Origin of the sequence: Nitrosopumilus sp. b1, assembly GCF_014078545.1 — an archaeon.
GTDB lineage: Archaea > Thermoproteota > Nitrososphaeria > Nitrososphaerales > Nitrosopumilaceae > PXYB01.
In genome coordinates this window covers 64723-76764 of sequence record NZ_MU078719.1, presented here as the reverse complement: position 1 = coordinate 76764, position 12042 = coordinate 64723, and the positions used below count along the sequence as shown (strand labels likewise).

Sequence of the window (12042 nt, the reverse complement as noted above, 5' to 3'; positions counted from 1 at the left end):
CTTAGCTACCCTTGTAATGCTGTTCTACAAATTTGTCTTTTACTTTTGTAAGTTCGTTCTTTGGAAGATTGGAAACAACTTTCCAGAGAATTCCCAGTGTCTCTTCAATAGTTCTATTCTCATCAATATCTTGAGATAAGAATTCTTTTTCAAAAACATCACCTACATCCATATACTTTAAGTCAATCTCAGTAAGACCTGCTTTTCCTACAATACCAGCTAATGCTCGCACCTCTTGTGCTCTGGAATATGCATCATAGTTTTGGTTAGAAATTTCTTGGTGATCATCTCTAGTTCTACCTTCACCAATTCCGTCTTTCATTAATCTACTGAGGCTCATCAAAATGTTGACTGGAGGATAAACTCCTTGACGGAAAAGATCTCTACCTAATACAATTTGGCCTTCAGTGATATAACCAGTAAGATCTGGAATTGGATGAGTAATATCATCAGATGGCATTGATAAGATTGGAACTTGTGTCACACTGCCTTTTCTTCCTACTAGTCTTCCTGCTCGTTCATAGATTGTAGATAGGTCAGTGTATAGATATCCTGGGTATCCTTTTCTACCAGGAACTTCTTCTCTTGCTGCACTAATTTCTCTTAATGCCTCTGCATAGTTTGTCATGTCAGTAAGAATGACAAGTACATGCATTCCTAGATCAAATGCTAGATATTCTGCAACGGTAAGTGCTACACGAGGAGTGATAATCCTTTCAATAGCTGGATCATCTGCAAGATTAAGGAATAGAACACTTCGTTTGAGTGCACCTGATTCTTCTAAACTTCGTTTGAAATATTCTGCTTCACTATACTGCACTCCAATTGCTGCAAAGACTACTGCAAAGTCTTCTTCTGTTCCAACAACAGATGCTTGACGTGCAATTTGAGCTGCTAAAATATTATGTGACATACCAGAGCCTGAAAAGATTGGAAGTTTTTGTCCTCTGACAAGAGTAATCATTCCATCAATTACTGAAACACCAGTTTGGATAAAGTCCTTAGGATATTCTCTTTGTTCTGGGTTCATTGGTTCGCCATTTACGTCAATGAACTTGTCAGCAATTGGTTCTGGAAGACCGTCTTTTGGTCTGCCTAATCCATCAAATACTCTACCAAGTACTTCTTTTGATACTGGCATCTCCATGACTTTGCCAACAAACTTTGCATTAGTACCTGAAACTGATAATCCTGTAGTGCCTTCAAAGACTTGAACTATTGCTTGATGATTTCCAACTTCTAATACCTTACCCAATCTTCGTTCCCCTTCACTGGTTTCAATTTCTACTAGTTCATCAAAAGCAGCGTTTTCTACATCATCAACAATTACTAGTGGACCTTTGATTTCAGCAATTTTGCTGTATTGAACTCCGCCTTCGACTGTCAATTTGTAACCTTCACTCCTGAAATACTTTTGAATTGTTCATCCATTGATTGGAAAAGCTGATCTAGTTTTGGAATTTCATCATCTTTGATTTCCATTCTAGCTTTAAGCATTGATGAAATAATTGGCATTGAACGAATATCAGCTAGTGATGCTCCTTCCTTGAGTGCCTGTTGACCATGTTTGTAAAAGTCTACTAGTAATTTGAGTAACTTTACTTGTTTCTCAGGACTACAGTAAGTGTCAACATCATCAAAAGAGTTCTGTTGGAGGATTCCAATCTTGATCATCCTTGCAACTTCTAAAATTAATTTTTCCTCATCTGGTAAGGCCTCTGGACCAAGTAATCTTACAATTTCTTTTAGTGTATCCTCTCTTTGTAAAACGCCATAGGCTTCACTTCTAAGACTAAGCCATTCATCACTAACATTTTGTCCCCACCATTTGGCAATGTCAGCCAGATATCCAGAGTAGCTGTTCATCCAGTTAATTGATGGGTAGTGTCTAGAGTATGCAAGTTTAGCATCAAGAGCCCAGAAAGTTTTGATAAATCTCATGGTGTGAGTGGTAACTGGTTCTGTAAAGTCACCACCGGAAGGAGATACTGCGCCAACAAGAGTTACTGAGCCATCTCTATCAGGACTGCCTTTTGCTCTTACTCTACCAGCTCTTTCATAAAATTCTGCTAATCTTGATGCAAGATATGATGGATAGCCTTCTTCTGCAGGCATCTCTTCTAATCTACCACTCATCTCACGGAGAGCTTCGGCCCATCTACTAGTTGAATCTGCTACAAGTACAACATCTTTTCCCATATCTCTATAGTACTCTGCAATGGTGACACCAGTGTAGATGCTTGCTTCTCTTGCTGCTACTGGCATGTTACTGGTGTTTGCAACAAGAACAGTTCTATCCATTAATGGTTTTCCAGTTCGAGGATCTTTTAGGTGTGGGAATTCAACAAGAACTTCGGTCATTTCGTTTCCACGTTCACCGCATCCAATGTAAACTACAACTTGAGAATCAGCCCATTTTGCTATTTGGTGTAATGTAACTGTCTTTCCAGTTCCAAATGCTCCTGGAATTGAACCTGTTCCTCCTTTTGCAATAGGGAAGAATGTATCAATAACTCTTTGACCGGTAAGTAATGGAACTGTAGGATCATATCGTACTTTGTAAGGACGTGGTTGTCGTACAGGCCATTTATGATACATTTTGATTGGAGACGAACTACCATCTTTTTCTGCAGTTGCTATTTCTGTCTCTAGATCATAATCACCTTCACTTACGATATTTGTAATCTTTCCACCAGAATGATTTGGTGGAACCATTATACTATGATCGATAAGATCAGTTTCTTTTACAACACCAATGATATTTCCAGGTTCAACTTCATCCCCTACTTTGACACTTGGAACAAAATGATATTTCTTTGTCATATCTACTGGTGTAGTAGTGATTCCACGTCCAATGAATGAGCCTGATTTTTTTGATAATTCTTTTAGTGGTCGCTGGATTCCATCATAGATTTGTCCTATGATTCCCGGTCCCAGTAAAACGCTTAATGGGTTACCTGTACCAACTACAGGTTCTCCTGGTTTTAGTCCACTAGTAGATTCGTATACTTGAATAAATGCAACATCGCCTGTTAAACGAATAACTTCACCGATTAGTTTTGAATTTCCAACAGATACAGTCTCATACATTTTTGCATCAGACATTCCATCTGCTTTTACTGCCGGTCCACTAACCCAAACAATTCTACCTTTTGCTACCAAATTAATTACCTAATCCAAATTGGGTTGCAATTTCTTTCCTTATTAAAGGCTTCATACGTTCAAGTCTTGCGTTTAGTGTATTATCAAATGTCATAGCTCCATTTTTGGATTTGACTTTAATTCCTCCAAGACAGCTGATAGATTCTGGAGCTAATTGTGCCCCTGAAAATTTTGGCAGAATTTTTTGTATGATCTCTTTATCTGTTGAATTTGAGTAAACTGTAATTTCAGAAGTTCCAAGAATTTTGGTTGATTCTTCGATTAATTTTGTGATTAACTGAGTATAATTTTCATCTCTCTTTGTGTTTTTAATTTGATCTGTGGCTTTAGCAAAGGCTCTTTCAATGGCTTCCTCGACAAGGACGATTTGCTTGTTTCTCATTTCTAGATCAGAGCTTCCTACGATCTGTTTTTCTAATTTTTCTGCCTCTTTTTTGCCGTCATTGATAATCTTATCATACTCTTGCTGTAATTTTGGTACAGAGTCGTCAAGGGTTTTCTTTGAGGATTCTAGTGATTCTTTGAGCCCAGTTATGGCATCATTTTCTGTACGATCAAGGATTTTGTCAATAGTTCGTTCTAGGGAAGAAGCTAATGCCAACGAAGTGCGGTCGTTCCTCAATGGATTTTAATGTTTGGAAGATTCCGCTACGATTCAGAAAGATATTAAAATCTATTAAAAAACACAGATATGACTTGGTAGTTGCCGATCTTAAATTAGGTACTGTTATTCTTCCAAGATCAGAATCTCCACAAGCAATTTCTAGACTAACTGAATTTGAGTGGTTTCAAAAGATTGATTCAGAAAGTGATCTGGTAACTCCAGAAATTGATGACCTACTACTAGAAGCACAGAAACTATTCCAGTCAGTAGATGATGTTGTAAAAGGTCTTGATGTTCCTTTACGGGTTGGCATTTTAGAGATTCTCTTCAAGGGAACTGTAATCAAAAAGAAGGATCTTGAGATTAACGAAATTGAATCCATGATAGAAGACTTGGAGAAAAAAGCTCCAAGTGTAATTGACAAACCAACAAAACTTTTGGAAGAAGCATCCACGACTAAGAGATCCATAGAAGAGTATACATCATTAAGAGACACTCTTGATATGGTAAAAAAGCTCCAGATTGATCTTTCAGGCTTTGGATTAATGAAATATTTTTACACCAATCTATTTGTGATAAACTCTGCAGATTACAATGAGATAGTGAGAACATTAGAAGGAATTTTAATTCAGAAATATGATTTGGGTAGTAAAGAGAAATCTGCAGTTCTAGTAATTGCAGATACCCAAGAAACTGATAAAGTCCTAAAAGTATTTCGTAGTTTTAACGCAAATCCATTTGTAATCCCAGAAGGTATGCCTCAAGTTCCCAGTGAGGCTTTTTCTCTAGCAGTATCAAAGATCAAAGAGCTCACCGAGAAACAAAAATCTATCACCAAAGAAATAATGAAGATCAAGAAGAGCATTAGACAGGAGTTACTAGCATTACATGAAGCCGCATTTGTTGCAAAAGATGTGTTAGAAACCTTACGAAAACCAGCAGGGACGAAAAATTTTGCAGTGATTAGAGGATACATTCCAAGTAAAATGGAAAAGAAGTTTACTGAAAGTACAAAGCAGTGGGCATCTATAGTAGAAGATGTCAAGGATCCAAAATTAATTCAAGATTCGCCAACATTATTTGATAATAAAAAGTTTGTAAAGACTTTTGAAGTAATTACAGAAAGTCAGGGAATTCCAAAGAAAGGTGAGTCTGATCCTACACCAATGATTGCCTTGATGTGGCCAATCTTTTATGGAATAATGTTTGCAGACCTTGGACATGGGCTTTTGCTAATGGGTATGGGACTCCTGTTCAAAGTCAAAGGACAGGGAACGCTCTCAAAGTGGGGAATGTTGATTGCAATATCTGGTGCATCAGCTGCAATTGCAGGAGTAGGAGCTGGTGAAATGTTTGGTTATCATATTGATCATATGACACCGTTTGAGTCGCTGTTAGAAGAAGGTGGACCACTCCATTCAATTTCATGGCTAGTTGGAATTCTTAGCGTTGCAGAGTTAACGTTTGACCAAGTAATCAATATTCTAAAAGTATCAATCTTCCTTGGCATCATTCATCTTGTATGGGCAATGGTACTTAGAGTGAAAAGGTTAGCCCAGAAAGGACAAAAGTTTGTCATGGCAATGGAAGCAATTCCAAACATTGCATTGTATGGTGGAATTGTAGTAATTATGATGTGTGCTATTGGTTCCCAATATGATGTAATGAACATGTATTCAAAAGTTCATGATGAACCTGTCCCTTGGGTTACAGTGTTTCTTGGTGATTGGGCGCAAGTTTGGATAATTACCAGAATTGCAGTAGTCATAGTAATTGGTTCAATGGTTATGATGATGATTGGTGGAGTTTTACATGCTAAACATCATCCAGAAGAGGGAGGTAGTGCAGCAAATGTGGTAATGGAAGTTTTACTTGGAAAGACTGTCGAAAGTTTGGCTCACACAATTAGTTATGCAAGACTTGGAATTATGTTACTTGTACATGCAGCGCTTTTGCTTACTGTGAATAATGCATTTAGCTCACTTGGAGGAGCAGAATCTGCTGGAGCTTGGGCAATGATCATTGGAGGAAACCTAGGAATCATGATGATTGAGGGATTGATTGTGTATATACAGTCACTCAGATTGCACTTGTATGAATTCTTTACAAAGTGGTATGATGGTGGAGCAAAACCATTCAGACAAGTAAGACCAGAGTTAATCTATAATCAATTTAATTGGAAAAAACACTAACAGATAGGAAGTTCTAGTTTATTTCCCCATTCACCCCAAGATCCCAAGTAGACTTTGACATTTTGATATCCAAGTTGTTTTAGTGCAAGAAATGTATTAGCTGCTCTGTACGCACCTTGACAATATGTTACAATTGTTGAATCTTTTGGAATTTCATAAAGAGTGCTGAGTTCTTTGGAATTTTTCATCTTTCCATTGGTGTCGATATTCATATTCCAATCAATGTTGATTGCATTAGGAATATGGCCTCCTCGTGCAGCTCGAATCAATGTTCCATCGAATTCTTCTTTGGAGCGCACATCAATAATTGTCAAGTTTTCCAGGTTTTCTTGTAGAAACTCAAATCCCACTAGTACATCGGGATTTATTTTTGCCTTAAATTTTGAAGGCTTGAATGGATTAATTTTTGTATCAATTGGTTGATCCTCTAATTTCCATTTTTTGAATCCTCCATCTAGCATGAAAGTTTGAGTATGGGAAAAATAGTTCATTATCCAAACTCCCCTAGCTGCCAGCATTCCTGAAATATCATCATAGAATACAATTTTTTTCTCATAGGTAATTCCAACAAAAGAAAAAATTTTTTCCATTTGAGATGTAAATGCTTCAATGCCAGTTCTTGATGAATCTAGCCAGTGAAGTGAAAAGAGATCAAGATTAACAGCATTTGGTATATGTCCTTCAGAATATTCTTTGAATGATCTAGCGTCAATGATCAAAAGATCTTTTTCGTCAATAATTTTTTCAAGTTCTTTTGTATCTAGGAATATGGACATAATTCTATACATCTAGTTTTTGGTAATTGAATAATAAAAAGGAAAAAGAATTGTTTGGAATTTTATTCGTTGACGTATGCTCGTTCACCGTGCTGGGCAAGATCAAGACCAATCTCCTCTTCTTTTGGAGTTACTCTGATTCCGCCTGGCCATACTGCGTCCATGACTTTGAGAATCACAATTGTGACACCAAATGCATATCCGATTGATATGGCTGCACCGATAATGCTGATAGCCTGTTGTTCCATTCCTTCTGGTGTACCTGTCCATGCACCAATACCGTCTCCAGTATCCCATATGTGTGGACTAGCTAGTGTTCCTGTCAAGATTGCGCCTGTAAGACCACCCATTCCGTGTACTCCCCATACATCGAGTGCGTCATCCCACTTGCGTGAGTTCTTGAATGCAACACAGCCATAACAGATAGTTCCTGCGGCAATTCCTATGATAATAGATGCCATTGGTCCTACCCAACCAGAAGCTGGTGTAATTGCTACCAATCCTGCAACGGCTCCTGTAGCTGCACCGACAATGCTTGGTTTACCTGTATGTGCCCAAGCCATTAATGTCCATGTGACTGCTGCAACACCTGTAGCTGTATTTGTTACAACCCAAGCGCTAACAGTGATTCCGTCTACCATTACTTCACTTCCTGCGTTGAAACCAAACCATCCGAACCATAGAATGGATGCACCAAGTACAACCATTGGAACGTTGTGTGGTTCCATTGGAACTTTACCATAACCAAGTCTTCGACCTAGTAGTAAGGCTCCAGCTAAAGCAGAGAATCCAGAAGAAATGTGTACGACAGTACCACCTGCAAAGTCAAGTGCGTAACTTGGCGACAATTCAGGATCTAAGTCAATTGCTCCTCCGCCAATGTATCCGCCACCCCATACCCAGTGGGCAATAGGATCGTAGACAAATGTACCCCATAAGAGTACAAATATGACTAGAGCACTGAATTTGATTCTGTCAATTAGACCACCAACAATTAGTGCTGGGGTGATAATTGCGAATGTGCCTTGGAATGCCATGAATAGTTGATGTGGAACAGTACCTGGCCAATCTTGACTACAGATCTCGTCCTCATGGAATACTTGCATCTGGTACGCTGCAGACCATGTATCAGTACAAGGTCCAGGAGTACCTAATGGTGCATAAGCTGAAACCATGTTTAATCCTGCATAGTCTAGGCTACCCATGAACATGTTTGCATCACTATCTGATGGACCAAATGCCAAAGAGTATCCGAAGACAACCCATTGGAATGCCATAAGACCCATGATAACAAAAGTCATGCCGATAACATTGACTGCGTTCTTTGATCTTGCAAGACCGCCATAGAAGAATGCTACACCTGGAGTCATGAATAATACCATTGATGAAGCCATCAGCATCCATGCTGTATCACCTGTATCAATTCTACAGGGCAACATGTTGCCTTCGCCGTCATCAAACCAGCATTCATTTGGATTTCCAGTGTAAATTCCACTAGTTCCTAGTACATAGCCATCCATTCCGTCTGTAACTTGTTGTGCAAATGCCTGTGACATTGCACCTGTTGCAGTTACGGCTACCGCTGCCACAAGTAATAGAGCATACTTGTGGTTCCTAGAATTCATTAAAGAGCATCGGATTTGAAAATTATATAAGCATTGAGATGTGTAAAGTTCAAAAAGCGTAAATTATTATATTTTAGGAAATAGCGATACTAACATAAATTTTAAAAATTATGTTATAATACAGATTGAAGATGAAGAAAAATCCCAGATTATCCATATTTGATACATTCAAGACAAAGAGCACAGAACTAACTGGAGAAGCCAACAGGCAAAGGGCAATTATAGTAACCTTAGCAACAATGCCAAGTCCTGCAGATAGGACGAGGACTGCACTCTCTCAAAAGATTGCTCAGGAAAATGGAATTATTTGGAAGAATATCTATTCTGGAATATTTCGTGATTTAGATGAGATTCTGATGCCATTAGAGATTGTAGAAGAAGATGGGAGGTTGCCCTTAAAGCGTGGTCCAAAGGCTCTTCAAGAAAAAGGAATTCCTTACTACAGATTATCCAAAAAAGGAATGTTGGTAGCTTTGTCCTTAGATGAGATTATCGGCAGAGATGTACTGTTTGAGCATTTTTTCTCTATTCTTGACAAGCAAGAACAGGAAGCAATAATGATGCTCAAAGAAATTTCAAAATTTGCCCCAAGATTTTGTTATTCATTTATTGAAAAATATGTCAGAGGATTTTGTAATGGAGAATTGGAATTAGTACCATTTTCGATTTCCAATCTTAAAAAGACTTCAGATGAGACAATATTAACCCAAAAAGAATTCTTAGAGGGATTCCTGAAACTTTCAAAGTCTGGAAAAGAAGATGTGATTAATTTCCTAAACCAGCTTACTTGAATCTAAAGTTTCACCAAACATTAAAATCAGTTACTCATAGAGAAGCAGAAGATGGCATCTCAGAAGGTCTATGCTTCGGTAAAGTCTTACAGCCAAAGAGGTAAGCTTTTATCAAAACCCGATCTGCAGACTTTGGCAGAATCACGAGATTTAGATGAATTACTCACACGAATTAAAAATACAATTTATGCTGATGCCGTAACTGATGTCTCAAAACCATTCACATCTGAAAAAATTGAAAATGCACTAAGAAGTCATCTTGCTGATACTCATTATTCTATTGCAAAGACTGCAGGAGATTCTGATATTTTAGATGCTTATTATCTAAAATTTCTAATTTGGAATCTAAAGCTTATTCTAAAAGGAAAGATTCTAGGTCAGACTCAAGAGGAGATTGAACCGCGTCTAAATCTTCACGCAGAAGAATTGATTAAACAACGAGATATCATCATTAAAGCACTTGTAGCTAAAGACATTGAAGAGACAGTTGCTAGCCTAAATACAATGCAGCATGGTGAAGAAATTGCAAAAGCTATCTCAATATATAATGAGAAAAAGAATCTCCAAGTAATTGATACATATTTTGATAAAATTTTGTTTCAACAATTAGGCAGGGCAATTAAGAACACAAGAAACAGAGATGTTATTCGACTTGTTGGAATGGATGTAGACTTTTACAATTTACTTAGTGTACTCAGGGGAAAGTTTTGGGGATTAGAAGAGCAACAAATCCAGGATCTTTTAGCTGCACATACTCCAAGTATTCCAAAAGAAATGCTAAACAAGATTATTGCATCAGCTACCATCAAAGATGCATTTGCTGAATTATCATCAACAAGATACAAAGATCTTATCCCTCAGACAGAAAATGAGATGGATGCAATTGCTGAATTTGAGAGAAACTTTGAGATTGCCATTTGTAAGGCAGCTAGTAGTTCTTTTACAAAGATGTTTAATTTTGCAACTATTATTGGAATCACAAAGTTAACTGCTTATGAAGTAAGAAACTTAGGTGCAATTGCCTATGCAGTTGAACAGAAAATCCCTGTAGAAACCACCATGTCAAAACTCATTTTAAAAGATCTTTGATTCTAGGATTATAATGATTAAATTTCATAAAAAGAAAAAAGACATTTCAACTGATGTAGTCATCAATACAATTTGGGTGAGTGCTTTTATGGCAATAATTTTTGCATTGCCGCCTTTAGGTTTGTTTTTGGGGATTTATTTTACAACAGGAAATATCATTCTTGGAGCCATTATCGGATTTGGAGTCCACTTTGTAATTTTGGCCTTTTCTTCTAGAATTTCAAAATTTCTCACAGATGTAATGAGCTAATTTATAAGAACATGAAATGTGTAGCGGATCTACCATGATGGGAGATAGAGATTACAGAAGTTTCATTACAAATGCCATAGAATCAATTAGCAAGGAAATTGAGATAAAAATTGATTCTAAGGATTTTACAACAATCCATCTTCATGAGGTAGTTAGGTGTCTTAGACGTTCTTACTATGATAGAATAGACCCCGTAGCTGAACAAAGGACTGGTTTTAATGAACTAACTAGTGGTCTTTTAAGAAAATTGCATTATGGGGCAGAATCTAAAGATTTTGAAATTGACAAGGTAAAACTGCGAGGACAGGCAGATATGATAGTAGATGATGCCATCATCCTATTTAGATCCGCCGAGGAGTTGTATGAAAATCCCCAAAGTGAGGATATTTTGTTCTTGAATGCATTAATGTGGATTTACAACAAAATGGACGGAATAATCATTTACATCACTGGTGACAGAAAAGAGGTCTCATTTTCGATAACAAGAAACAACAAAATGTTCGAAGAGGTTGTAAGAAGGGTTCGAGTATTAACTGACCTTTTAAAAGAGAAAAAGGTTCCAATCTTAGAACCCTCTAAAAATTGTACATCTTGCCAATATTATGAAAGATGTTACATAAAGCAGAAACTTGCTAAACAGTTTACAATAGCCGATCTAGTTGGTTTTAACAAAGATTAAGAAAAATATTGTAAAAGGAATTATCCTTCTAATCTAATGGTTCTGGATGTCCTTTTCCACGGAGAGCAAATGTCACTACTGCTAATGCTATTGCAACTCCAACTGCTGAGCCAAATGCGGCCATTGATGCTTCTGCCATTTGAAGAGAGGTCTCTGGCGAATCATATATAACTTTGCCAAAAAAATTTTCTTATAAACAAATAATCATAATTTTTGATTTTTATGATACATTATGCATTTTGTGACCTTAATTGCTCAAGGGTTGCTTCAAGATCAATTATCTCCTCATTAAACAACTCAACCATTTCTTTGAGCAATATTTTTTGCTGTTGTGATTCTCTTTTTTCTGCCTTAAGACGATTGATTATTTTTTCAAGATTAACGATCTTTTCGTTTAATGAATTAGTTAGTTCAAGAAGAAATCCCTCATATTGTTTTAGTATATTTGAAAAAGATGAATTAGATAAGGGGTTTTGATCTTCAGTGTTAACGAATTCTTCTAATCTTGTTTTAAGAATTTTTAATTTTTTTTCTGTCTCTGATAGTTTATTCAAATTTGTCGAAATCGTTTGATTTTCTGATTTGCCATCATTAGAAGAAGATTCAAGTCTTTCAAGTTCATCACTCATATAATTAGTCATTTTTTCTACAAATAGGCCCTGTTTTCGAGCTTCTTTTTGTTCAGTTTCTACATCTTCTCTTTCTTTTTCTAATTCAGTGATTTCTTTACGAAGAGTACGAGTAAGTTCTAATAGAAATTCTTCGTTTTGGATTAAATTTCTAAGTGAATAAGTACCCGCTAACATAATATCGCTCCTTGAAATAATGATTTTTTGCCATTATTTCTTGGCTTAAAAAAGATAGAAAATCTAAT

Annotated in this window: 11 protein-coding genes; 5 read left to right on the top strand and 6 right to left on the bottom strand. The window is 36.9% G+C overall.

The annotated features are described in order from the left end of the window. Position 1: 1 nt before the first annotated feature. From C6988_RS05325 to C6988_RS05315, 3 genes are read right to left on the bottom strand one after another with little or no spacing between them, the layout of a single operon-like run. Complete coding sequence (locus tag C6988_RS05325) at positions 2–1387, bottom strand: V-type ATP synthase subunit B (RefSeq protein WP_182134023.1); 1386 nt, start codon at positions 1385–1387, stop codon at positions 2–4. Next, positions 1384–3162 (bottom strand): V-type ATP synthase subunit A, encoded by a 1779-nt coding sequence (locus C6988_RS05320; protein WP_182134022.1) that lies wholly within the window; start codon positions 3160–3162, stop codon positions 1384–1386. Before C6988_RS05320 ends, C6988_RS05325 begins: the two co-directional genes overlap by 4 nt. A gap of 1 nt (position 3163) precedes the next feature. After that, positions 3164–3763 carry a V-type ATP synthase subunit E gene (locus tag C6988_RS05315; protein WP_182134021.1) on the bottom strand — a complete coding sequence of 200 codons (600 nt, stop codon included), beginning with the start codon at positions 3761–3763 and terminating at the stop codon, positions 3164–3166. Here C6988_RS05315 and C6988_RS05310 point away from each other — a divergent pair. Beyond that, the gene (locus C6988_RS05310; protein WP_255464264.1) at positions 3757–5958 is read left to right on the top strand and encodes a V-type ATP synthase subunit I; all 2202 of its coding nucleotides are present in this window, start codon (positions 3757–3759) and stop codon (positions 5956–5958) included. The two genes, C6988_RS05315 and C6988_RS05310, sit on opposite strands and share 7 nt — an antisense overlap. Here the strand turns inward: C6988_RS05310 and C6988_RS05305 are convergent. Continuing rightward, positions 5955–6734, bottom strand: a complete 780-nt coding sequence (locus tag C6988_RS05305; protein ID WP_342752366.1) for a sulfurtransferase — start codon at positions 6732–6734, stop codon at positions 5955–5957. The two genes, C6988_RS05310 and C6988_RS05305, sit on opposite strands and share 4 nt — an antisense overlap. Positions 6735–6796: 62 nt before the next feature. Next, positions 6797–8359, bottom strand: a complete 1563-nt coding sequence (locus C6988_RS05300; protein WP_182134020.1) for an ammonium transporter — start codon at positions 8357–8359, stop codon at positions 6797–6799. A 131-nt stretch (positions 8360–8490) separates the two neighbouring features. Between C6988_RS05300 and C6988_RS05295 the strand changes: the two genes are divergently transcribed. Genes C6988_RS05295 through C6988_RS05280 form a run of 4 tightly spaced genes read left to right on the top strand, consistent with a single transcriptional unit; the run spans position 8491 to position 11168 of the window. After that, positions 8491–9150 carry a hypothetical protein gene (locus tag C6988_RS05295; RefSeq protein WP_182134019.1) on the top strand — a complete coding sequence of 220 codons (660 nt, stop codon included), beginning with the start codon at positions 8491–8493 and terminating at the stop codon, positions 9148–9150. Positions 9151–9201: 51 nt separating this feature from the next. After that, positions 9202–10239 (top strand): V0D/AC39 family V-type ATPase subunit, encoded by a 1038-nt coding sequence (locus tag C6988_RS05290; RefSeq protein WP_182134018.1) that lies wholly within the window; start codon positions 9202–9204, stop codon positions 10237–10239. A gap of 13 nt (positions 10240–10252) precedes the next feature. Next, entirely contained in the window at positions 10253–10489 is a 237-nt protein-coding gene (locus C6988_RS05285) for a hypothetical protein (RefSeq protein ID WP_182134017.1), read from the top strand. Positions 10490–10523: 34 nt separating this feature from the next. Then, positions 10524–11168 carry a CRISPR-associated protein Cas4 gene (locus tag C6988_RS05280; RefSeq protein WP_182134016.1) on the top strand — a complete coding sequence of 215 codons (645 nt, stop codon included), beginning with the start codon at positions 10524–10526 and terminating at the stop codon, positions 11166–11168. 230 nt (positions 11169–11398) lie between these two features. On the opposite strand, the gene C6988_RS05275 is transcribed toward C6988_RS05280, so the two are convergent. Then, positions 11399–11974 (bottom strand): V-type ATP synthase subunit I domain-containing protein, encoded by a 576-nt coding sequence (locus C6988_RS05275; RefSeq protein ID WP_182134015.1) that lies wholly within the window; start codon positions 11972–11974, stop codon positions 11399–11401. Positions 11975–12042: the final 68 nt, after the last annotated feature.